Genomic DNA, 23,380 nt, shown 5'->3' with positions numbered 1-23,380 from the left:
TACATTCTTACACATCCATGGTCTCACCTGTTCCAAGGGTTCTACAGACTTGTCACCCCTGTTAAAAGTACGTATATTGTTTTCCCGTATACCAGTTTTTGACCTCTGCTATTAGCGGTTTATTTTCGTATTCCTGACTGATTTTCAGCGGCGAAACTGAAACTGTTAATGCTGGAACCATTAATGAGACTCCTCGTTTATTTAATTCTCTTCTGCGTACTGATCTTTGGATCTATGCCTTCGCAGGTTGCTGTCGGGGAAGGGCAATCCTCCCCCATCAATCAGCCTGTCGGTAAAGAAAGTAAATCCAAGGACGAGTTAAAAAAATGGGAACTCACTTTTCAGCTCCTGAGAATATCGAGCGACTACTTTAATCAGACAGATTATGTTGATCGCTCTATTCATGATGTTGCTGTCATCCCCACGAGAATCGCTTACAGCCCTGACTGCTCCCGGGCCCCACCAGTTTCTGCAGTCTGATTGCGCAAATTCAGTTGAAAGGATTTGCCTGCTGGCTTCTACAACTCTGTCTTAATGCTGCGTGCTCGCGATATTTAAGCAGTCCTCATTCTAATCACTGACTGGTTATGGAGCAGGCCCTCTGCCTTCCTGAGACGGTTGGTGATCCCTCATATGGAAGTTATGCGCACACTCAACCGGGCGCAGCGGTAGCTTGTGATTCATCATGAATAAACCCACTGAAAACAAACCAGGCGATCAGCCTGAGTTATCGACAGACTCCGAAGAGCATGCTGAGCTGCTCCAGGCTATAAAACATGCCGCACATTATCTGCCAGCTCAGGGTCCGATTACGGTCTTCGTACACCACAATACGCTGCATGCCTTTGAGAATCTTCCCTTTGAGAACGGTGTCTCCGCAGGTGGCAAGATTTTTGGCTGCCATCCATACCTGCCAGAAGAGCGCTATCGAAAAAAACTGGAAAACCAGCGGATTCGCGTCCAGGACCTGCAGGCCGTCTTACACGACGAACTTGCTGAAAGGGCAGATCAACTGATTGGTACGTTTGGAACAAGGTACGCCCTCCGCCTGGCCATGTTAGAGTTCCCCCTCCATTCAGGCCCCGTAGCGGAATTACGCTGGTTCATTGCAGAAACCGATGCTTTACGTCGCTTTCGACAGGAAGTTTCGCCCGCCACCCGCGCCCAGACAATTGCCAAAACACAAAACTGGATCATGCGGGACTTCCGCGAAGGCAAGCATCAGACTGATCAAAAGTCAGAAATGATCATGAGCAGCCTTTGTGGTCAGTTCAATACGAAATCCATGGATTCATGGAATGCGCAGAAGTGGGAATCATTTGCCTTACACTTCCTGTGGGAAGTCTGCCACAACCGCGTCCAGTCTGCGAACATCAAACCGATGAGCACCACGCAAAAATCGGTCAGACACCGAGATCTGTTAATGAGCGCAACCGGCGTCGATTCCGATCTGATCGTAAACGAAGTCTTAATTCGTTTCTGTGCAGCATTTCTCGATCAGGGATTTGGCGCATGGACGCTCCCCGAACGCAATACAGGATTTTATCATGCGTTCCTGAATTTATATTCCGGGTCAAAACTGAGTCCCTCTGTCGCACTCTCAGGACTCAACAGCGAAATCAATCGCCTGCTGGTGTCTAACCTCAGCCCCCTGGAATCAATCAGTGAATCCCTCTCACTGCTGGGAGTCCCTGACGAAGAACGGGATGATTATGTTTCCCAAACGCTGCTTGCCTTGCGGGGGTGGTCCGGTATTGTCTGGCAAATGGAATCCAATGCGGAATGGGCTCCCCACCCTGCCCCCAAAGGAACTCTGATCGAATTCCTGGCAGTCCGCCTGATCCTCGATCGGCTCGCTGTGACGGCTGTGATACAGGAATCACTTCATTTTGAGGGCTCCCTGGCAACGGTCCGCAATGAGATCCTGAAAAACACCCATCCCTGCCTGAAAGACCATCAATATCAACTGGCGTTTACTTTATTTCAGCTTTCTCAAGTGCGTGGCTGGAACCCGGAAGACCTGATGTATCTTTCAGATGAACAGTGGAGACTGCTCATTCAGGAAATTGAACAATTTTCGAGCCTGGAACGTCGACGCATATTCCACCTGGCCTATGAACGTAAATACCGAAACGACATACTCAACGCAGTTACAGCGCATACAAAACGCTACCGGGAATTACAGACGCAGGCTGAAACTCAGCAACCGATGCAGCCCGCATATCAGGTCGTCTGTTGCATTGATGAACGTGAAGAATCATTCCGCCGGCACCTGGAAGAAATCGCTCCCGAGTGCGAAACGTTTGGAATCGCCGGTTTCTTTGGTGTCGCGATGTACTATCGTGGTGCTGCGGACGCCCATTTCACACCGCTATGCCCGGTTAACATCAAACCGGTTCATTTTGTGCAGGAAGAGACGCTCTATTCGCTCGAACGCATCAGTCGTCGCCGCGCGGTCACACGTCGTCGCCTCGGTCGAGCCACCCATCAGACGCATGTAGGGACCCGGACTTTCCTCGGCGGTTTGTTAACCGGTCTGGTTGGTTCACTGGCGGCGTTTCCCCTGGTTGCCCGCACGCTCTTTCCACGTACAACAGCCCAGATCCGCGGGATGTTTCAGAGCATCGTTGCCCCTCCCACAACTCAACTAAGGCTGGAGCGAATCAGTGCCGAGCCAGGGAATCAAGGTGATCAACTGGGGTATTCGATTGCAGAAATGGCGCAAATCGTTGAAGGTGGATTACGGGCCATGGGGCTGGCACGATCAGAACAGTTTTCTCCCCTGGTCATTATTTGTGGCCACGGATCTTCTAGCATGAATAACCCGCACGAAGCCGCGCATGATTGTGGCGCATGCGGAGGAGGTCGCGGAGGCCCCAATGCACGCGCGTTCGCTCAAATGGCAAACGATCCCCGAGTGCGACGTATCCTGTCTGAACACAATCTGGTTATCCCCGACGAGACAAATTTTTTAGGCTGCTACCACAATACCTGTAACGACAACGTCACCTGGTATGACCTCGACCGTCTTCCAGTCTCCCACCGGAAACTGTTTGAAACGGCAGACAAGCACATCACCGCGGCCCGCGCTCATAATGCCCATGAACGTTGCCGCCAGTTTGAATCTGCCGATCTTGATCTCTCAGTTGATGAAGCACTGCGACATGTCGAAGGTCGTGCAGAGGACCTTTCACAGGTGCGTCCCGAGTATGGACACGCGACTAATTCGATCTGCTTTGTCGGGCGCAGAGAATGGAACCGTGGACTGTTTCTGGATCGTCGTGCATTTCTGACATCCTATAATCCCCTGCAGGATGATGAAGACAGCAAGATTCTGGAAAGGCTGCTGCAGGCGGTCATACCCGTTTGTGCCGGGATCAATCTGGAATACTATTTTTCATACGTCGATTCAACGGGTTATGGCTGTGGCACAAAGCTGGCACATAATATCACATCTCTGTTAGGTGTGATGGACGGTTCTGCCAGCGATCTTCGACCTGGACTTCCCTGGCAGATGGTCGAGATTCATGAACCCGTACGGTTACTCCTCGTCATCGAAACGACAAAAGAGGCCATGTCCCGGATTATCAATGACAATCCAGGAATTGCGAGACTGGTGAATGGTAACTGGGTACAGTTAGCCATCCTTGATGTGGCAACCTCCCAGATCCATGAATATCGAAATGGATTTTTCACACTATATCGTCCTGAGTCAGAGCAACTCCCGCGTACAAACTCTTCCATAGACTGGTACCGTGGCAAACGGGATCATCTTGGTTTTGCCTCCATTGAAAATCCTGTCATCTCCTCTTCGTTGAAACAGGTATCGGTTCCCTAATGAATTCTGAAATTGCATTCCATTTCCTCGGCGTATGTATTGTCGCAGGCCCTGCCCTGCTGCTGGCATTACTCGGTACGTCGTCCTTGATCAACAAGCCATTGGGTGAGCGACTGATCGCCCATGCGACCCAGACGGTCGTCGTCATGGGATTGTTTGCCTCGATCGCAGTCCTGGTTCTGATGCTTACCCTGGGCAAACGATATGTTCCTGTCGAAATGGGGAACTGGGTCGTGCTCCCCGAGCAACATTTTCACTTCCATTTGAAGTTTATTTTCGATCGATTATCAATTCCCTTTTGTATTCTTTCATTTATCCTTTGTGGTACCGTTGGCGCATTCGCCAGTCGCTATCTGCATCGGGAACCCGGCTATAATCGTTTTTTCATCTGCTATGCCTTGTTTCTGCTGGGAATGATAGTGTCTTCGCTGGCAGGAACGATTGAGACACTCTTTTTCGGCTGGGAATTAGTCGGACTCTCTTCAGCACTGCTGGTGGCATTTTTTCACGAACGCCTCAACCCCGTTCGAAACGGGCTGCGGATCTGGTCGATCTACAGAATTGCTGACGCCGCATTTTTGGTGGCGGCAATCATGTTACACCATTTAACTGGCGCAGGTGACTTCGCCGAACTGATGGGAACAGGTTCATGGCCCGATGGGCAGGCTTCGATTTCAGAGCAACACGCGTTGTTTATCGGACTACTGCTGTTATTCGCGGCAGCGGGAAAATCCGCCCTTGTACCATTTTCCGGATGGTTACCGCGCGCCATGGAAGGCCCCACCCCCTCGAGTGCTGTTTTTTACGGATCACTTTCCGTCCATCTGGGCGCCTATCTGCTGTTGCGTGTCAGTCCGATTCTCGAGCTATCCCCGCTACTCAGCCTGACAGTTATCCTGCTGGGGCTGGTCTCCGCGATTTATGGTACTCTCGTTGCCCGCGTGCAAACTGATATTAAAAGTGCACTCGCCTTTGCCTCACTGACTCAGGTGAGCATCATCGTCGTCGAAATCGGATGTGGCTTACGTTACATCGCGCTGATTCACATCATCGGGCACGCCTGTCTGAGAACATTACAGTTGCTGCGAGCGCCGTCATTATTTCACGATTACCATTCACTAGAAAATGCGATTGGGGCTCATCTGACACAAAAACCATCACTCTGGGTTCGAATTATGCCCGAACGGTATCGTGTATCACTGTATCGATTTGAACTGGAACGAGGCTATCTGGATATGCTTTGTAACCGATTCATCATCACCCCCTTTGTTGGGCTGTTTCGTTATTGTGACAGTTTAGAATCGCGCTGGACGAATCTGATTTCCGGAGAAGATCAAAGAGAATCTGAATCCGTCTCCCCAGTCTCTGATTCTCTGGAGGAAAATTAATGTTGCCCGAACTCCATCTCCCCTGGATGGAAATATCCGTCCTGATCACTCTGCTGGGATCAATCTGGCTCAAATTCACTCCAGATCGGGATCGTGCTTACAAGCGCTGCATCCGCATCTGCACATTGACCTGTCTGGTCACGATCTGCGGATGGATCGACTTTGTAAGTCTCAACACGTTTGCTGCCTCTGAACCGTTCTCCCTGTTTTATCGACTGTTCCATAAAAACCTCTTTGTGGTCGATGACTTGAGTGCCCCTTTGCTGCCGCTGGCAGCGCTGCTTTACCTCCTGACGGTGCTTTCCACGCTGAAGACCAAGGGACATAGTTTTTCTTTCAGTAACACTTTAATCTCCGAAGCGATCTTGCTGTCGACACTCAGCAGTAAAGAACCGTGGATCATCATTCTCTTACTTTCCGTGGCAACAATCCCTCCCTTACTGGAATTCCGGTCCAATAAACGCTCAAGCCGTGTCTATGTTCTACACATGGGGCTGTTTGTCCTGCTTCTGGTCGCTGGAGGCTTACTTTCCAGCTTCAAGGATCAAAGCGGCACACTCTCACTGATCGCTGGCGCGCTGCTGACCACCGCTGCCTTATTGCGAAGCGGAATCATTCCACTTCACTGCTGGATGACAGATCTGTTTGATAAAATCACGTTCGGAACCGCCTTACTGTTCGTCACTCCCATGACGGGCGCTTATGCCATCTTACGGCTGGTCTTCCCCATTGCCCCAGACTGGGCATTGCAGGGCATCGCGATTGTTTCCCTGATTACAGCCGTCTATGCAGCCGGCATGGCGCTGGTGCAACAGGAAGCCCGCCGTTTTTTCTGCTATCTGTTCCTGAGCCATTCTTCCCTGGTGCTCGTTGGTTTAGAAATGGCGACTCCTCTGGGACTGACAGGTGGATTATGTGTCTGGATTTCTGTTGGAATTTCACTGGCCGGATTTGCCTTAACCTTGCGTTCTGTCGAAGCCAGAACCGGTCGGATTTCTCTGAAAACCTATCATGGACTTTACGAACATACTCCCACCCTGGCAGGGTTATTTCTGGTTACGGGCCTCGCGTCAATCGGCTTTCCCGGAACGCTGGGCTTTATCGGGACCGAACTTCTGATTGAAGGAGTAATTGAAATCTACCCACTGGTCGGGACTGCAGTTGTGATCGCAACCGCATTGAACAGCATTGCAATCCTGCAGGTCTACTTTCGGGTCTTTACGGGAACGCATCATTCGGCATCCATATCGCTCCGGGCACGGATCCCAGAACATGTCGCCATTCTGATCCTGGTCGCACTTGTCATCGGCGGCGGCCTGTACCCACAACCGGGTGTCATCTCCCGAAATCATGCAGCCATTCAATTAATTCAACAGCGAGATGAGGCCTTTCAAGAAAACAAAGTTTCCGTTGATTACAGTATCAGCGAAGATAAACATCATCTAACGACGTCTCCCTGAATCAGCTGGCGATCAGTACTGTTACAACGGAATAAGTAGGTTGAAAAGTCTGTTTAGCAAGCAATCTCTTTTTAAATTCAGTCCGCGAATCGTTATAATCCAGCAGTCAGGCAGTAACGTGTTTGAGACCTGAATTACCTTATTGCTCTCTTTTCAGATAGATAATAAATGACAGCCAGAATAGGAATTGTGACCGTATCCGACCGCGCCAGTCGAGGTGAATATGAAGACCGGGGAGGCCCGGCGATCCACGAGTATCTGAAAGAAGTACTGACCAGCGACTGGACGCCTGAGGCACGTGTCATTCCCGATGAACTCTCCACGATCACAGAAACTCTGATTGAGCTTTGTGATCAAGAGCAGTGCTGCCTGGTAGTGACGACTGGCGGAACCGGTCCTGCCAGACGGGACATCACGCCGGAAGCGACTCTCGCAGTCGCGGAAAAAGAGATGCCCGGCTTTGGAGAGCTGATGCGTAAGGTCTCACTGGAAAAAGTCCCTACTGCCATTCTCTCCCGGCAGACCGCCGTGATCCGAGGCGGGACGCTGATCATCAATCTGCCTGGTCAGCCCAAGGCGATTCAGGAATGCCTGGACGCTGTCTTTCCGGCTGTCCCGTATTGTATCGACCTGCTGGAAGGTCCCTTTCTGGAGACCGATGAGGGACGTCTGGTCGCTTTTCGCCCGAAGAAGAAATAGGCGTTATCCTGAGATCCGCGCAGCAAAACAGGAGTCGAGCATGAACCCGACTCCTGTTTATTTCTTTCCGAGATCTGGTCGTTTTAGACCATATCTGTAATTTCTTCTTCGATCGTTTCCAGTTGAATCGGCTTGATATCGAATTTGGGATTCTGTCCCAGGAAGCGCGCCGGATTGTTGTGGAAGATTTCGATCGCATCCTGAACCGAGTAGCCGCGTGCCCGGTACTGTACGACACACTGCTGCAGGGTAAAGGGATCACTGGGTCCCCAGTCAGCTGAGGAGTTCACCAGGATTCGTTCGTGACCATACATTTCGAGCATGTCACAGGCCCGTTTGGGCGAGCACTTGGTAATAGGATAGAGAGTGAAGCCGACCCAGTAACCCGCTTCCAGCGGTTCGCGAATCGTGTGTTCTTCGACATGGTCGATCCAGACCCGTTCCGGATTGACGTTCATGTGCGCCAGGACTTCCAGGGTCCGCTTGGTTCCGCGGACTTTGTCCTGCAGGTGAGGCGTATGAATCAGAATCAGCTGATCATATTTGATCGCCTGCTCGACCTGGGCTTCGAAGATCTCTTCTTCATTCTTGGTCGTTTTATGGAAACCGATTTCTCCCACGCCCAGCACGTTCGGCTTTTCGTAGAATTCTGGCATGTGCTTGAGCACTTCGTGGCTCAACGTCGGGTTTTCAGCTTCCTTGGGATTCACGGCAACCCAGCAGTAATGCTTGATGCCATATTCAGCGGCACGGGTTGGTTCGAATTCACTGATCTGGCGGAAGTAATCCACAAAGGTTTCCGGATACAGACGGTCAAAGCCGGCCCAGAAAGCAGGCTCAGCAACGGCTACGACACCGGACATTGCCATCCGTTCGTAGTCCTGGGCTGTTCGGGCGATCGCATGATAATGAGGTTGGATGATTTGCATATTCGTCTCGCTGAAAATTTAGATCATTAAATGGCGGGGAGGAAGAACGTAGGAGAATCAGTCCAGGTCGGAGAAAAGCAGCAGCAGACGCTCCGATCGATTGGGCAGGTGACTTTCTTCACTCAAGATCTTGATTGCCTGATTCAGTAGGTCCAGACGGGAATCCTGAAAATTGTTGGCCGCTTCTTCATGATCGTGAGCGCGATCAACGCGATCCAGGGCCGCAGCCAGTTCCAGCAGGGCACAACGGGCTTCGAGGTATTCCCGGTCCAAAACCTGTAAAGCTGTTTGCATCATTAAAACCTTTCGGGTTATCGTAACAGGTCGTGATCCATCATCTCAAAACAGTGATTTATCCACATTATATACCTTACATCGGTACTTCCTACTCCCTCAACTGAACTCAACCCGAAATCCAGCGAACCGGAAACAGAAATTCAGTATAAATGCAGCAGTCGTAGTAATTGCCCCAATCAAGTCCTGGTGGCCGATCCCGTCTGTTTTCGGGTTTACGAGTCCTGAGGCCTCTGAGAAAGGCAGAATCCGTACAGTCTCAAAACATAGATATACCAATTACTTGGGGTTCTTTTCGTCGGCGGAGACCGGCTGATTTGATTTCAGAAACTGTGCCAGTTGTGACAGCTGCTCCTGCATCATGGTGAGATAATCTCCCTTTGCCGGTTTTGTGGTCAGCGGGTTGAGGACGAATGAATTCAGGCCCTGCTCATCCAATTTCTCACGCAGGTTTTTCCCCGGAGACCGTTCCCAAAGGACACCTGAAATCTGATGTTCTTTCTGCAGTGTTTGCATCTGTTCCCACTCGCCTTCAGTGGGCGCTGCCCCCGGTTTCCAGTGCAGGTGAAACATTTCCCAGCCACACCTCCGGGCCAAATATTGATAGACGGGACGCCGGGAAAACCAGTGCCGTCCCGAATAATCGGCTTTCATCTGATCGAGCTGCTGATTGAGGGGCGAGAGTGCTTCCTTGAACTTGAGCAGCTGTGACTCAATCTGCTGCTCATCAACAGGGTTCAACTTGACCAGGCGTTGCGCGATGGCTTCCGCCTGTCGGTACATCAGACTGGGATCGAGCCAGAAGAACGCGACAGTACCGGCATGGGAATGTGCTCCTCCAGTGCCGTGACTGTGAACTTCAAAATCAGGGACTGTCACCAGCGCATCTTTGAGTGACAACGATGTCCTCAGAACCTTCGATCGTGGGAGAGAGAGCTTTTTCACCCAGTCAGCAAAATCAGCCCCATTCGTGATAATCAGGTCTGCCCGCTGGATCGTTTCGGCGACTTCATCGTCGGGAATCCAGGTTTCGGGGTCTGCACCGGATGGAACTGGATTCAGAACTTTGACTTCCGAACCAGCCAGTGAGTCCACAATGAATTCCAGCGGGTAATTGACGACCACCACGACAGGGGATGCGTCAGTTGCTGCCTCCCCGGTTGGCGAACTCTCTTTTGACTCACAGGCAGACAACAATATCAGTGGGGACAGTACAAACCACAGGGCAAAGTTTCGCATCATCAGACTCAATCAATAATCCATATTCGCAGCAGCTGTTCGGCATACACTCGCACGACAGCTGTAATACATAACACCAGAACCAGACTGCTGAGCAGAATCAAGAACACTTCGGTCAGTTGCAGCTTCCAGATCACAGAACGACTGCAGCCCAGTTGAAACATCGTCTGTCGTTCGCGACGACGGAGACGCAACGACAACGTAAACACCAGCACCAGCAGCAATCCCACCGAGAACGAAACCAGGAAAGTATTCACGTCAAACAGCTGCTTGACTCGAAACACAACCTGTAACAGTTCATCTACAATTTCTACAGGCCGAATCATCTGCACATCGGCAGACCCAGAGTCATACATGCCCAGCAGCAGGACCTCTGATTTGGCATCATGGGGTACCACGATGATCGACGACACCGGAAATGTGCCGGTATCCCCATGAAAGTGAAACGATGCCAGATTTTCATCGGTCACTTCATTGAATTGAGGTACCGCCGCATTGGCCACCGTCTGCTGGTCATTTTGTCCGAGCACCAGATCTTTGCTGGTCTCTGCATTAATAGTCTGATGCCCATGACCGATTCCGGAAATGATCCATTCCGTTTTCAAATCCACAAACACAGCTTCGTCATCCGGCGAATGGGCACGTTCGAGCACTCCCACCACTCGCATTTTCAACGGGTAATTCCCCGACAGATCGAACACATTCAACGGATCGGACATCAGGCTGTCGCCGGGTTCCAACTGCAGTCGCTCAGCAACGCTGGCGCCCAGCACACAATCCCCGAGTCGTTTCAGGCTGGTTCCTTGAGATAACTGCAGCTTTCGAAATTCGAAATAATCGAGAGAAGTCCCCACGACTGGTGCGTCTTGCGCAGTAAACCGGACTGCCAGCGGAATTGGCATGGCGTAACCCGATTCCTGGATGGTTTCCACGGCCTGCATATTGATCGGTTCCAGATCTGCCCGACTGAAATACATGCTCTGCAGTGCCAGGTCGAATCGGCTGCCTTTCACACCCGCCACCAGGGGAGTGGCTTTGGCGCGGGAGTGCAGATCCTGCTCGAACCAGCTGACAGCGAACTGCAGCAGGACCGGCAGCAGGACCGCCAGCGTCACACATAGAATCAGTGTGACTGTTTTGAGTTTGTTATACGCCAGGTAGCGTAATGTGAGACGCAAAATCCCATTCATGCCGTTTTCACCATTTCATGAAAACGCTCAATATCGATCGTCCGGTCGAACTCGTCCAGCAGGCGATCATCATGAGTCACCATAATCAGTATGGCGTTGGTACGGGTGGCATGCTCCAGCAGCAGATCCCGGATCAGGCGTTTGTTGGTCGGGTCCAGATTCCCCGTCGGCTCATCAGCCAGCAGGATCTGTGGCTGAGTCAACAGTGCCCGGCAGATCGCAACCCGCTGACGTTCTCCCTGGGAAATCTGATCAATGCGTGAATTGAGGTACTGCTCGATCTGCATCGAGACAGCCAAATCATGTGCCCGTGCCTGCACGCTTTCATCCAGCTTCAGAGTCTGATTGATATAATAAGGCAGCAGGATATTTTCCCGGACATTCAAATAATCAATCAGCTCAAATTCCTGAAAGACAAAGCCGATTTGAGAAATGCGATAGGCTCGTCTCTGACTGTCATTAAGCTTACGCAAATCGACATCACCTGCAGTCAACTCACCCTGATCCGGAATCAGGATCCCGGAAATCAGATTCAACAGGGTCGTTTTGCCGCAGCCACTGGGACCAATGACAGCAACCTTTTCCGCATCCTGAATCTCCAGCTCAGGGATATTTAACCGGAAACTCGATTCCGGATAGCCAAACTTGAGCTGTCTGATCTGAATCATGAGGAACTCGAATCCGAGGATTTAGATTTAGTAGTCTTGCCTTTGGGGGATACTTTATTGACAGGTTCAGGCTCCGGCTTAGTTTCTTCGATCTTGACTTCCCGCAAACCGGTTTCAAACCGCAGACGTTCCTGATCGAGCAGATTCATGCCCGTCAGTTTCCAGACACCTTCCACCGGCTGAAGATAGAAAACGGCCTGATAGCGATTGGTGCGGGTATGGATGTGCCCCCAGTGCTCCACAGTGCCCGAGACCGTCCAGGTCGACTGAACCGCGAAGCTACGCTCATCAGTTTGCGGGGTTGAATCCGCGGTGGAAGTGGACTGGGGTTCGATGGTCTTCCATTGTACGTCGGTCACTCGCGCTACGGCGCCCCCCTGCTCTTGCATTTTCAGGCTCTGGTTAATCTGCCGATAAAGTGTCTCCAGAAAAGAACCATCGGCACTCTTGGCGAGTGCATCGTAAATATCGCTCTCAGTGTGATAGTCAAAAGAGCGATAAATATTTTTGTGCAGGGTTTTGAAAACCGTTTCTGCTTTTTTTGCCGACACATGCGGAACCGGTTCCAGGGGACTGGCAAAAGTCACACGGGAGACCGGCCAACAGAGCAGACTCGCCACCAGTAAAATAGCCAGCATGGTATAAGTCGATTTCCGTCTCTGACGTTTGCTGATCAAGCTTAATGCCAGCAGAAGGCAGAGAAATAATCCCCCTGCCGTCAGCATCGAAACCGACCATTGAGTCCGTGGCTGCAAAGCGACTTCTACCGGATTGACCTCCAGGCTGACTTTGCGTCCCGGATTGGTCCACACAAATTCGCTGTTCCGTTCCAGCTTGGAAAAGATCGGCTTGTAAGCTTTGTCGAATGCGAAGCAGACGGATTCCACGCTCCACACACTGCGGTTGAACATATCCCAGGTCACCTTGACTTTGTCGGGAGTCCCCTTGGTACTGTAAGTCAAGATGATACCCACGCGGGCATTCGCAACGCTGACCCGCTTCTTCTCAGCCGGTTTCGCGAAATCCTTGAAATCCAGCCCATAAAAATCGAGGCGGCTGATCACCGGCTTCACGACAATTCCATCAATCTCGATCGGATTCGCTTTGGCAAAAAATTCCTCGATCGTGTCGCGCGACGCTTCCTGCTCAGCGACAGACAGAAAATCTTCATCCTTGCGCTCGAGTGTGAAGAATGACTCCAACGTCGCCAGCGGAATCAGAATTTCATGACGGATTTCAAAATCCTCGATGTAGAGAAACGAGTAAACAGTACCATAACTCGTAATCCCCAGCGTCTCTTCACGACGTTCTTTGAGCCACTTCTGCCAGTCTTCCTCCGAGGCATCCGGAGCCAGCGGCGGGTGATCCCAGTTAAAGCGAATTGTCTGAGGCTCGCGGGGTTTCATTGAGACCGAATAGGGAGTCTCCGATCCTTCCTGCTTCAGATTAAACTGAACCATGGCAGGAAAGCCTGCATTGGAATCGACGAGTTGCTGGCTGAAGGTCAAAAACTCTGGGGGCTCTTTGAGTGGATACTCCAGCTGAAAATCCAGCGTGAAGGCCATCAGGTCACTCATGGCCACCCCCTTAGAGGAGACCGAGGAATCGTCGACCGAGGTGACTTTTCCCTTGAGCCGCTCACCGTTGATGTCCCGCACCAGCAGACGATCCAGCAGAAACTGTTTGTGTTTTTCGATCGCATCCTTGATTTGTTTCTGGGAGACGATGTTCTCTTTATCCGGTTCCAGCTTTTGAAAGAAGTAGAGATCCTCGACATAAATCTGCATCGAGATCACCACTTTTTCCCGCGTAACATAGACGTTTTCCTGGCTGACCGAAATGGGATGTGCTTCGGCTTTCTCAGAAAACCAGAGCCCCGACAGCAGCGTCAGGCAACTCAGCACAAGCAGTCGAGCAAACCGGAACGGTTTCCTGTCAGGGGCAGAGAGAAACGGGGAGTAAGCAACGCGCGTGAACATATTTGATTTCGCAGCAGGTCGTATCGGGCTATTTCTGACAGGTGAGACGTCAACGGGCAGGATCGTTACAATTCTATATTTTTTGATCGTACCGAGACCCGGTATAGAATTGCAATCGTGGTCCGCTTATAAGACACTACGAGTAGAAGATTCACAATGATTGAGAAAAAGGGACTCCCATGGAAGAAAATCAGGAATCTGTTCAACCCGAACCCGAGACAGATCAAGACGTTACAGAAGAGCTGCCTCCCAAAGAGAGTTTCCGACTGCTCAAACGGACCGGACTCTGGTTCCTGGCATTTGTTCTGGCCGCTTCTGCGATGATTTACCAGCGTGCAACTGGTCCTACCTATCCCATGAAAGTTGCGGTGACGGGAGACATCGTCGCAAAATTGATCCGTACCCATGAATCGACCAGCGACGCCATGGTGGAATTGCCGGTCGAGCAGAATCAGGAACAGCCCCCCTCAGGTACACTGTATTATAAACGCTTCCGGACCGACGACCAATTCACGGCTGTTCCGATGCAGGCTGTCGAAAAAGACAAGCGTTATCAGCTGGAAGCGCCCCTGCCCGAACAGCCGGCAGCGGGTAAGCTCGAATACTATATCGAGGCCAATCTGGAAGGTCAGGAACGCCGGTTTCCCCCGACTCAGGATTCGAACGTCGTCATCCGCTTTAAAGATCCCGTCCCTGACGGAGTACTGATTCCGCATGTGACTCTGATGATTTTTTCGATTCTGCTTGGCATGCGCACCGGGCTGGCAGCCCTGTTCGCCCCTTACAACATGCGACAACTGGCGTGGCTTACCCTGTGCGGTATGACCGTGGGCGGGATGATCCTGGGTCCTTTTGTACAAAAGTATGCCTTCGGTGAATATTGGACCGGGTTCCCCCTCGGGGGTGACTGGACCGACAATAAAATGTTGTTCATGTTTCTGGCCTGGGTCTTTGCCTGTTCTGTGATCGGGTTGAATCCCCAGAAGAAAACCACGGCTCTGCATCGGGTCGTCGTGTTTACCGCAGCAATCGTCATGACGGTCTGCTATCTCATCCCGCACAGTATGGGGGGCAGCGAACTCGATTACAGCCAGGTCGATAAAGGCATCGATCCCAGCAAAGCGATTGAGACAGGTCGGAAATGAACGCAGCTCATCTTCATCTGATGACAGTCCACGTTCCTGTTGTCGGTTGCTGGGGGCTGTTCATTCTGTTCCTGTTGTCAGCCCACTTTCGTGATGAACGACTGTTTAAAATCAGCTGCTGGCTCCTGCTCTCCGTGCTCCTGCTGGCGACCGTGGCTTACTTTTCAGGGCCTCCCGCATATGAGCTGCTGGGAGACCAGTACCAGCTGGATCAGGAAACTGTCGAATTTCACGCGGTCCTGGCGCGGTCCTGTCTGCTGGCGATGGTCGTACTCTCGATGGTCGTCGGCAATGCACTGATCCAGGGTTTTCAGGGAGAAAATGTCCCACGCTGGCAACGCACGGTCATCATCGTCGGCACCCTGGCTCTCGCAGGCTTCTGGAGCGTGGCAGCACACTGGGGCGGCAGAATTCGCCATCCGGAAATCAAGTTCGAAGCAACTGCTCCGGTCGAAGCGGTCAAGCCAATTCTGGAATCAGTTGATGGGTGAACCGAGACGCTATTTGACGATTTCCGTTCCGATCCCTCTATCAGAATAGATTTCCAGCAGAATTGAGTGGGGCAGTCGGGCGTCTACGATGTGCACTTTTCCCACACCGCTGGCCAGGGCTTCCAGGGCGGCGTCGACCTTGGGAACCATACCGGAATCGATCGTGCCATCTTTAATCAGAGCCCGGCAGCGTTCTGTTTCCAGATGGGATACCAGTGTCCCCGGATCGTGTCGATCCAGGAAAATTCCCGGCACATCGCTGAGAAAGACCAGCTTTTCCGCTTTGAGAATCCGGGCCAGGGCAGCAGCAGCCGTATCTGCATTCACATTCAGCTTCTGTCCGGAAGCATCCAGAGCAACCGAGGGAATCACTGGAATCGCATCTGCCTGGCAGACCTCTGCCAGTAGCCCCTGATCAATATCATTCACGTAGCCCACATGTCCCAGGTCAATGGGACTGCCATCCTCGGCCTGCAGTGTCAGTTGCTCGCCCAGCAGACAGTTACGGGTGCCGAAATGCAGGGGTTCCGCCTGGGCTCCCTGAGCGCGGATCTCCTGAGCCAGTGATTCACTGATCTGGTTCGCCAGGACACTGGTCGCGATTTCCAGAGTTTTCTCATCCGTGTAGCGCCGTCCGTTCACAAAATGAGGTTCGATGCCGGCTTCATTCATGGCCTGGCTGATCGCTTTTCCGCCGCCATGCACCAGGATCGGATACATGCCCACGGTGCGCATGAAGATGACATCGGTCAAAAAACTTTTGACAGCGGCCTCTTCTTCGAGAGCACTGCCCCCCAGTTTGATGACCACGTAGCGTCCTCGAAATCTTCTAATCCAGCTTAACGCTTCAATCAGGACGGCTGCTTTACGAACGGCATCTTCCACTGTGAACCTTATTCCTTCCGAACTCATCAACACTTATTGATTTAACTGCGGGCATACCAGCTGATGGACTCTCTGCTCGCCCCGGTGGGCTTCATTTGAATCGATCCATTTTAGAAGACGGGGAGACAGTGTCAAACCACTGGCCCGGCCCGCTGTAGCCAGAATCGGCTCCGGCAGCCTACCCTGGAAATTCGTTGTTTCCCGCTGTTTTTTTTGATTTTGGCTCAACTTCAGTAGCAAATGACTCAAATCATAAATTCAGCGATTTTTTCCCCGGGCAATACGACAAAATCGAACTTGAGCCGGGCCCTGGAAAGGCAACACAATCGGACTGATCAGTACGGCCCCGGCAGATAGCGGGAATGGTGCGACAGTCCGCTTCGGCAATTTTGCGCCCACGCACACTCGAAGCATCTCATCTCCCACGAAGAACAGAATTGTTGTGTGGTCTTTCTTGTGAATTCCCCGATACTTAACACTACAACCCCCAATTGCAACACCTGAGAGAGTGCATAATACTTCTTCCCCAGAGACCCCCATAAGATTGAGACGGAGAAACAACGTTGGCCCATTCACACTTGCCGATTCAACACCTGATGAAACAGATGGAAAACTTCAATTCGGAATCTATGAATCTGAATTGTCGCCCCTTATGGCTCAACAGCTTTGTCGACGAAGTTGCCGATATCTTTAACCCCTATGAAGAAGTCGGTCGCGTCGGTTTTGATTGTCAGTTCACCGAAGAATGCTGGGAAGTGGGCCTCTTCCTGGGCAGCACCGAAATTGTCGGCGGTGAACGGGACGGTCAATTTATCGCCGCCAGCTTTCAGTTCGACCTGCTGCAGCTACTCGACCGGTTCGAATCTGTGAACCGATTCCATTTTAACTTCCTCGAACAGATTGAAGCCCAAAGCACATGCGATCCGGCTTCAGCCTACATCACCATCGAAGGACACCTGGCCGACCTGGAACTGGTCCGCCTGAATGTCTATGCGACTCCCCCGGAAGAAGCGGGACCGGGATTTCGCAAATCGCACGATGGGAAAATTGATACCGTCTGAGCCTCCCCGGCACAGAAATGGACTCAACCAATCGTAAGCAGCGTCAAATGTTTCGATTGCACCATTCAGCTGCGATCCTCTGGTATCGCAGCTGAATGTTTTTTATGACGCATCATTCGACAATGCTTCCGCCTGATGATCGTCGGCAAGTTTGCCATCACGCAGACGGAGAATGTGATCTGATTCCCTGATGTAGCGTTCGTCATGAGTCACAATCACGACCGTCGTTTTATATTGCTCACTCATCTGCCTGAGGCAACTGAATATCTCCGCGCCGGTCTGGGTATCCAGTTCCCCCGTTGGTTCGTCAGCCAGAATCAACAATGGCCGCTTGAGCAAAGCCCGGGCAATCGCCACCCGCTGCTGTTCCCCGCCGGAAAGCTGATTCGGCCGATGTGTGATCCGCTGCTCCAGCCCCACCTGCTTTAGTAACTCCCGCGCCCGCTCTTTCTGTTCGGCAGTCACTCCCTGAGGCAGATAAGGAGCCAGCACGTTTTCCAGAGCATTCAGGTTCTTCAGCAGATTGAAATTCTGAAAGACAAAACCTACCTTCTCCCGACGGTACGTATCGCGTTCACTTAGGGAAAGGGCTGCCAGGGAACGGTTCTGAACGAAGATCTCGCCGCTGGTAGGTGAGTCGAGTGCCCCCATCAGATAGAGCAATGAGCTTTTGCCACTCCCTGAGGGCCCGAGGATGAACGAAAATGTGTGACCGGGGAACCGACAACTCACGCCGCGAAGTGCATGGACTTCGGTTTCACCACTCTGATGAACTTTCGTGACATCTCGCACTTCAATCATGATTTCCCTACTCACTCTCTGTTACAAGTCATTTCTCGGAGGTCAGCTTAACCGCGTCGAATCGCATCGATGGGCGTCATCCTGGTGGTCCACCAGGCGGGATACAGGCCGCCCAGAATTCCCAGGCTGGTACTGAAGAACACTCCAAACAGCAACAATCCCGGGCTGGCATAGAGGTGAACCTGATCTGCGAACTTCCAGTTGACGATTGCAATCGCGATCAGCCCCAGAATTCCACCCAGAACACCGCCAACAATGCCCAGTAACGAGCTCTCTGCAGTAATCAGCAGCATTACATCCCGATTGGACCAGCCATTAGCCTTCAGAATTCCGAAATCAACAATCCGCTCCATCACACTCATCAACATCGTATTGATGATGCTCAGCATGGCAATCAACACACCGATGCCTGTCAGTAGTCCCAGAAAGATATCCAAATCGGCGGTAAAGGTTTCCAGGCGATCTCCCCAGTCCGCAGCCGCCCGGACTTCCAGGGCACTCGGAGATTCTTGTTCTCTATCCTTAATGTTGGCTTCGGTCGATTTCGCAGACTGTTTTTTCACTGGAACCTCGGCCTCGTTCGGTTTCGGTTCAGCAGGAGGATTGCCCTTCAGTCCCTGATCGAGGCTCTGCATGAGATCCTTGAGGAGATTGGAAGACGAGCCATTGGCCAGTGCCAGAGAAGCGGGCTGCCAGGAAGCCAGTTCACGATCCCGGAACTGGTCTTTAATCGATTCAACGAGCGGATCGTTTTTTATCTCGCCGGTCTGCTCGATATAAAAACAGCTGACACTGTCCGGATCAAAACGGGTGATATCACGAACCACATTAATATCCAGAATAATGGCGACATCCAGTAGAATGGAGTCTGTTTCATAGAGCCCGATGATCTGGAGATCCTGACCATTCACCTCGATCGTATCTCCCACCTGTTTCTCATGCTGCTCGGCAATCTGGCGACTGATGACTGCGTTTAATTGGCCCTGATCGTTGAGATCGAGGAAGCGGCCTGCGTAAATAGAATCCCGGTAGATTCCATGTTTGAGCCGGGTGCGGGTCGGGAGATCAGTTCCAAACAGGAAGCGAGGTGGACTCACCACCGGTTTCCCATCGATGATATTGACCCGCGACCAGATTTCCGGATTCACAATAGCCACACCGGGGATCGTTTTGATTTCTTCCCCCCAGGCGCGAGGAACCCGTGAGAAGAGGGGGATGGGGGCCCCGGGCTGCATGGCCACAATACCTGAAATCTTCCCAAACGTCTGGGCGACCGTCTTTTCCAGTCCCCCCGCGATGGAGAACAGGCCTACCATGCCTGCGATGGCAATGGTTAACCCCATCAAGCACAGAAACGATCTCAGTGAGCGGCTCAGCAGGTTTCGAAAGGCAAATTTCAGCATGCAGGCAGTATTCCAGTCTCAAACAACATCCCTGACTTCAGACAGTACAGGCATTCTATGCAGATCGTTTCCAGCAAAGAATGAATTTCATTCGTATTCTTTAAATAAAAGGACTGATTATAAGGAGTTATAGACGAAGCAAACTTGAAAACCAGCTAAAATCAAACGTAGAATGCTGCCAGACCTGAATCAGCAGAAGTGTGTGACTTCGACCCTGATTCTCACTAAGAGCATTCGTTTAGTGTCAGTGTTTTCAGATACTCGCCAGAGGGCAGGACTCACCCCTGCTAATATCCTCTGGGAGCCAGTACGAATAAAATATCCATGAGTAAACGCGATTATTACGAGATCCTGGGAGTTTCCCGCAGCGCTTCTGCAGATGAAATCAAGAAAGCGTACCGCAAACTGTCCCGTAAATATCATCCCGATATGGCTCCGGACGATAAAACCGCTGATCAGAAATTCAAGGAAGTCCAGGAAGCCTACGAGGTCTTGCGCGACGAGAATAAACGCAAACAGTACGACCAGTTCGGCCACGCATTCCAGCATGCTGGTCAGGGCGGTGGTGGCGGAGGTTACTATCAGGCCGGAGGCGGTGGTGGTGGCCCTGTTGACTTCGAGGATCTGTTCGGCGGAGGAGGCATCGATCTGGGAGACTTGTTTGGCGGTGCGTTTCGTGGTGCCAAGCGTTCTCAGCCCCGTCCGCAGAAAGGGGAATCGAAGCGTCTGCAGATTGAGATTCCTTTCCACCTGGCTGCAGTTGGCGGACAGCATGAAATCAGCGTACAGCGGGGAAGTTCTACCGAACGACTGACAATCAAAATCCCGGCGGGCGTCGATAACGGCTCTGTCATCAGGCTCAGTGGTCAGGGAGGCCCCGGGGTTCACGGTGGTCCCACCGGCGATTTACTGATCACACTTAAGGTCGGCAGTCACCCCTATTTCAAGCGGGACGGAAGCAATCTGCTGCTGGAAGTTCCCATCACCCTGACCGAAGCGGCCCTCGGAGCGAAAGTTGATGTTCCGACTCTTTCCGAAGGGGAAGTCACAGTGACAATTCCCGCTGGTACATCCAGTGGTAGCAAATTACGACTACGAGGTAAGGGAATCATAAATCAGAAAACCAAACAACCGGGTGACCAGATCTGCTCGATCAAAATCGTGGCCCCCAAAGACCTGAACGATCAGGAAAAAGAACTCTACGAACAGCTGCAGCAACTGAAACACGATAATCCCCGTTCGAAAGTATGGTGATCCCGATGAATGTCATCCAGAGGAAAACCGGGCATCCAGCCACTCACTCACTGCTGATCATCTGCCTGACCGTCGCTTGTGTGCTGCTGACCTCAACAGCAGTACCGGCACAGGCCCCGGAAGCGGGTTCGGCAACGGTCGAAGAAATGAATCAGGCGGATGTCAATCTGCCCGAAGGTTCCACTTCAGAGGACGCGAACTCCGAAGAGGAGAAAAAAGACGAACGCCCCCGGGAACTGGGTGTCATGATTCTGGTGGTCTGGATTCTGGCAGGGGCAGGAATTGGAATTCTGATCTTCACATCCCTGTTCGGACACTCGGTGCGAACGATGATCCGAAGACCGTATCCGCCACAGTCGCACGCCAGACATCTGCCGCCGACGGAAGAATCGGAAAGCGAAACGGAAGACAAATCGGCGACAGTTGAAAAAGATCCGCCTCAATCCTGATATATCAGCCGCGTGTCGGCAGGCAGAAATTCTCTTGAAACAATACGGCCACCCTCCTACAAACCGGATTCGCAGCCAGCAGGACTTTGCTGCGATCTACGAAGCGCGCCAGCGGGCCGGAGATCAGAATCTGCTGTTGTTTGCGATTCGTAACTCACTGGGGCACAGTCGGCTGGGGGTCAGTGTTTCTAAAAAAAACGGGAATGCGGTCCTGCGGGCCAGGAAGAAAAGATTGCTGCGGGAAGCATTTCGCCTGATCCGTCATCGGTTACCGACAAACCTGGATCTGATCGCGATCCCGCGTCCTGATGTAGATGGGGACCTGAAAGCGTATCAGCAGTCCTTCCAGCGTCTGACACGGAAACTGGACCAACGTCTGCCAGCAGTTGAACGCCCATGAAAGCCACGCTTGCCAGCATTGGCCGATTTCTCTATCAACTGCCGGCCATGATTCTCATCGGCCTGGTTCGCATCTACCAGATGACACTCAGCCACCTGATCGGAAAACAGTGTCGCTTCCACCCGACCTGCAGCGCCTATTTCATTGAAGCCGTAAAAAAATACGGAGCCATGAAAGGCTCCGTAAAAGGCATATTGCGTATCTGCCGTTGTCATCCCTTTCATCCGGGGGGATATGATCCCCCTTAAGGTCAGGACTCCAAAGTCAACGCGAGGTGCTCTGAACCTGCGTGAGATGAATGAGCGATCGGCTCTATTCGCTCCAGTTGATTTTCCGGACGGGAGCCGCTTCTTCCTGTGAGATCATGGAAGGTACGGTCAATTCCCGGGGGTGATTCAGTTCCGGTTGAGTTTCCAAAGTGCGTGGTGCGGAGACCGGGGTCGCGGTCTTGAAATCAAACTTTTTGGCCTGCTGCATCCGCTGTTGAGAATACGGCCACATTTCGATCTGGTCATCCAGTGTTGAATAATCTTTCACGGGCAACTGTTCCAGGGTTGCAGAGACCCGCCAGGATTCATCCCATTTTGTCGCTTCTCCCGGCGGGGGCAGTTGCGGAAGCTGCTGCGATTTGAGTTCGGGCTGAGGCTGCAGTTTCTGAGGTGGTTCAGGCAGGGAATGAGCAGGCAGTTGTGGTGCCGAATACGCTGGAGTAGGCTCCAGATCGATCGACTCTGATTCCATCAGCACCTCTTGTGGGAAAGGCGCCGCTTCGATACAGGACATCCCTTCAGAAATAACTTCTGTCTCCGTCACTTCCACGTGGCTGCCGGAAACCTTGCGCACCCAGTCTGGAGTTTTGACGTGTGCTTTCATTTTCGAGTAGAAATCTTTCACTTTGCCATTCATCTGTTTCACCTTGCGGGAAACAGAACTGGATACTGTGGAATAATGGGGTACCAGTCCGAGGTGTTTCTCGGCTGGCTCAACCGGTTCCGAATCGAACATCGATTTGAAGTATTCCTGATCTTCGACCTCTTCCTCCTGCGACGTTCTCAGGATATAAGAAACCCGTTCGTTGGCTGCCTTTTCCGGCTGGGGTGGAATCATGCTGGGCGGCGCTGCCGGGGGGAACGAATCATCTACGGGAGCCGGAGCAGGTTCGCTCAGGTAACGACTTGGGCTCTGGTAACGCGGCAGCGGTTCCTTTTCGGTGAACGTCTCAATGTCATAGTCAGCTCCGGAGCGGGCCGCCTGTTGATAGACCTTCTCTTTTGCGTACTGACAGCCATATAACCCCGTCATGGTGGACAGACAGAGAGCTAATGAAATCGATTTCGAATATGGCAGTGACATGTTGAGTTCCTCGTTGCATCCCGTGTGGCGGGCAATTTGAAAAACCACAATAGACGTTTGACAAACAATCAGAATGTGGTATGGCACACGCAATCAAAATCGGTTTAACTGGTCACGACCTGCCAGCGGAAAGTGCTGAAACGATTAGAATCGCTGCAACCGCCCTCCGTTTATTCTTGGAAAAACGATTTCTCATAAATGCAAGTGTCGTGATTGATAAATCTATTTTTTGAGCTCTAACGGTCGTATTACCTGTAACTAATCTGAATCTGCTGAGTCACACGGATCAAATCGATTGTTCAGAATCAGACAGAAAAATCACCTGGTCCGGTTGTAGCAGTTCTTCCCCATTTTTCAGGGCTACCGGTTTTGTCTATCTGATGGGATCTGATGAATTTCTGATAAGAGAGCCAGCCGGTATCGGCATTGCCCGGGGATATTGATTACAATAGAG

The 23,380-nt window shown here is 51.8% G+C and carries 23 protein-coding genes; 13 read left to right on the top strand and 10 right to left on the bottom strand.

Going from position 1 to position 23,380, the window contains the following annotated elements:
* Positions 1 to 168 precede the first annotated feature (168 nt).
* The 5 genes from F1728_RS27000 to mog all read left to right on the top strand — a co-directional run bounded on the left by F1728_RS27000 (position 169) and on the right by mog (position 7,385).
* Positions 169 to 480: a hypothetical protein gene (locus F1728_RS27000; RefSeq protein ID WP_155366638.1), complete on the top strand. Its 312-nt coding sequence runs from the start codon at positions 169 to 171 to the stop codon at positions 478 to 480.
* Positions 481 to 685: 205 nt separating this feature from the next.
* A complete protein-coding gene (locus F1728_RS26995; RefSeq protein ID WP_155366637.1) occupies positions 686 to 3,838 on the top strand; it encodes a DUF2309 domain-containing protein in 3,153 nt (1,050 codons plus the stop codon).
* Positions 3,838 to 5,226 carry a proton-conducting transporter transmembrane domain-containing protein gene (locus tag F1728_RS26990; RefSeq protein WP_155366636.1) on the top strand — a complete coding sequence of 463 codons (1,389 nt, stop codon included), beginning with the start codon at positions 3,838 to 3,840 and terminating at the stop codon, positions 5,224 to 5,226. Before F1728_RS26995 ends, F1728_RS26990 begins: the two co-directional genes overlap by 1 nt.
* Positions 5,226 to 6,686 (top strand): proton-conducting transporter transmembrane domain-containing protein, encoded by a 1,461-nt coding sequence (locus tag F1728_RS26985; protein WP_155366635.1) that lies wholly within the window; start codon positions 5,226 to 5,228, stop codon positions 6,684 to 6,686. The genes F1728_RS26990 and F1728_RS26985 overlap by 1 nt, the downstream gene beginning before the upstream one ends.
* A gap of 168 nt (positions 6,687 to 6,854) precedes the next feature.
* Positions 6,855 to 7,385 (top strand): molybdopterin adenylyltransferase, encoded by a 531-nt coding sequence (gene mog / locus F1728_RS26980; protein ID WP_155366634.1) that lies wholly within the window; start codon positions 6,855 to 6,857, stop codon positions 7,383 to 7,385.
* 83 nt (positions 7,386 to 7,468) lie between these two features.
* Here mog and F1728_RS26975 read toward each other — a convergent pair whose 3' ends face one another.
* From F1728_RS26975 to F1728_RS26950, 6 genes are all read right to left on the bottom strand, one after another.
* Positions 7,469 to 8,314 (bottom strand): TatD family hydrolase, encoded by an 846-nt coding sequence (locus F1728_RS26975; protein WP_145187571.1) that lies wholly within the window; start codon positions 8,312 to 8,314, stop codon positions 7,469 to 7,471.
* Between the two features lie 57 nt (positions 8,315 to 8,371).
* Positions 8,372 to 8,611, bottom strand: coding sequence for a hypothetical protein (locus F1728_RS26970; RefSeq protein ID WP_145041967.1), 240 nt, complete (start codon positions 8,609 to 8,611; stop codon positions 8,372 to 8,374).
* 276 nt (positions 8,612 to 8,887) lie between these two features.
* Complete coding sequence (locus F1728_RS26965) at positions 8,888 to 9,850, bottom strand: metal ABC transporter substrate-binding protein (RefSeq protein WP_155366633.1); 963 nt, start codon at positions 9,848 to 9,850, stop codon at positions 8,888 to 8,890.
* A gap of 5 nt (positions 9,851 to 9,855) precedes the next feature.
* Positions 9,856 to 11,037, bottom strand: coding sequence for an ABC transporter permease (locus F1728_RS26960; protein ID WP_155366632.1), 1,182 nt, complete (start codon positions 11,035 to 11,037; stop codon positions 9,856 to 9,858).
* Positions 11,034 to 11,705: an ABC transporter ATP-binding protein gene (locus F1728_RS26955; RefSeq protein ID WP_155366631.1), complete on the bottom strand. Its 672-nt coding sequence runs from the start codon at positions 11,703 to 11,705 to the stop codon at positions 11,034 to 11,036. Before F1728_RS26955 ends, F1728_RS26960 begins: the two co-directional genes overlap by 4 nt.
* A complete protein-coding gene (locus tag F1728_RS26950; protein ID WP_155366630.1) occupies positions 11,702 to 13,684 on the bottom strand; it encodes a hypothetical protein in 1,983 nt (660 codons plus the stop codon). The genes F1728_RS26955 and F1728_RS26950 overlap by 4 nt, the downstream gene beginning before the upstream one ends.
* A 179-nt stretch (positions 13,685 to 13,863) precedes the next feature.
* Here F1728_RS26950 and F1728_RS26945 point away from each other — a divergent pair, with 179 nt between their 5' ends.
* Positions 13,864 to 14,829 (top strand): hypothetical protein, encoded by a 966-nt coding sequence (locus F1728_RS26945; protein WP_155366629.1) that lies wholly within the window; start codon positions 13,864 to 13,866, stop codon positions 14,827 to 14,829.
* A complete protein-coding gene (locus F1728_RS26940) occupies positions 14,826 to 15,320 on the top strand; it encodes a hypothetical protein (RefSeq protein ID WP_155366628.1) in 495 nt (164 codons plus the stop codon). The genes F1728_RS26945 and F1728_RS26940 overlap by 4 nt, the downstream gene beginning before the upstream one ends.
* A 9-nt stretch (positions 15,321 to 15,329) precedes the next feature.
* Here F1728_RS26940 and argB read toward each other — a convergent pair whose 3' ends face one another.
* Entirely contained in the window at positions 15,330 to 16,205 is an 876-nt protein-coding gene (gene argB, locus F1728_RS26935) for an acetylglutamate kinase (RefSeq protein ID WP_228030366.1), read from the bottom strand.
* Between the two features lie 563 nt (positions 16,206 to 16,768).
* Between argB and F1728_RS26930 the strand changes: the two genes are divergently transcribed.
* Positions 16,769 to 17,266 carry a hypothetical protein gene (locus F1728_RS26930; protein ID WP_145187598.1) on the top strand — a complete coding sequence of 166 codons (498 nt, stop codon included), beginning with the start codon at positions 16,769 to 16,771 and terminating at the stop codon, positions 17,264 to 17,266.
* 102 nt (positions 17,267 to 17,368) lie between these two features.
* Here the strand turns inward: F1728_RS26930 and F1728_RS26925 are convergent, their stop codons facing one another.
* Together F1728_RS26925 and F1728_RS26920 are read right to left on the bottom strand one after the other, a co-directional pair.
* The gene (locus F1728_RS26925) at positions 17,369 to 18,067 is read right to left on the bottom strand and encodes an ABC transporter ATP-binding protein (protein ID WP_155366626.1); all 699 of its coding nucleotides are present in this window, start codon (positions 18,065 to 18,067) and stop codon (positions 17,369 to 17,371) included.
* Between the two features lie 47 nt (positions 18,068 to 18,114).
* A complete protein-coding gene (locus tag F1728_RS26920) occupies positions 18,115 to 19,470 on the bottom strand; it encodes an ABC transporter permease (RefSeq protein WP_155366625.1) in 1,356 nt (451 codons plus the stop codon).
* Between the two features lie 324 nt (positions 19,471 to 19,794).
* Between F1728_RS26920 and F1728_RS26915 the strand changes: the two genes are divergently transcribed.
* From F1728_RS26915 to yidD, 4 genes are read left to right on the top strand one after another with little or no spacing between them, the layout of a single operon-like run.
* Positions 19,795 to 20,724, top strand: coding sequence for a DnaJ C-terminal domain-containing protein (locus F1728_RS26915; RefSeq protein ID WP_155366624.1), 930 nt, complete (start codon positions 19,795 to 19,797; stop codon positions 20,722 to 20,724).
* A 5-nt stretch (positions 20,725 to 20,729) separates the two neighbouring features.
* A complete protein-coding gene (locus F1728_RS26910) occupies positions 20,730 to 21,173 on the top strand; it encodes a hypothetical protein (RefSeq protein ID WP_155366623.1) in 444 nt (147 codons plus the stop codon).
* 34 nt (positions 21,174 to 21,207) lie between these two features.
* Positions 21,208 to 21,573: a ribonuclease P protein component gene (gene rnpA / locus F1728_RS26905; protein WP_228030365.1), complete on the top strand. Its 366-nt coding sequence runs from the start codon at positions 21,208 to 21,210 to the stop codon at positions 21,571 to 21,573.
* On the top strand, positions 21,570 to 21,821 hold the full coding sequence (gene yidD, locus F1728_RS26900) for a membrane protein insertion efficiency factor YidD (protein WP_155366622.1): 252 nt from the start codon (positions 21,570 to 21,572) through the stop codon (positions 21,819 to 21,821). The genes rnpA and yidD overlap by 4 nt, the downstream gene beginning before the upstream one ends.
* Positions 21,822 to 21,885: 64 nt before the next feature.
* On the opposite strand, the gene F1728_RS26895 is transcribed toward yidD, so the two are convergent.
* Positions 21,886 to 22,926 carry a hypothetical protein gene (locus F1728_RS26895; protein WP_155366621.1) on the bottom strand — a complete coding sequence of 347 codons (1,041 nt, stop codon included), beginning with the start codon at positions 22,924 to 22,926 and terminating at the stop codon, positions 21,886 to 21,888.
* Positions 22,927 to 23,006: 80 nt separating this feature from the next.
* On the opposite strand from F1728_RS26895, the gene F1728_RS26890 reads away from it, so the two are divergent.
* Positions 23,007 to 23,159 (top strand): hypothetical protein, encoded by a 153-nt coding sequence (locus tag F1728_RS26890; RefSeq protein WP_155366620.1) that lies wholly within the window; start codon positions 23,007 to 23,009, stop codon positions 23,157 to 23,159.
* Positions 23,160 to 23,380: the final 221 nt, after the last annotated feature.

The organism is Gimesia benthica (assembly GCF_009720525.1).
GTDB lineage: Bacteria > Planctomycetota > Planctomycetia > Planctomycetales > Planctomycetaceae > Gimesia > Gimesia benthica.
Note: the sequence above shows the minus strand (reverse complement) of the source record. Positions and strands in the feature narration are given on the sequence as shown.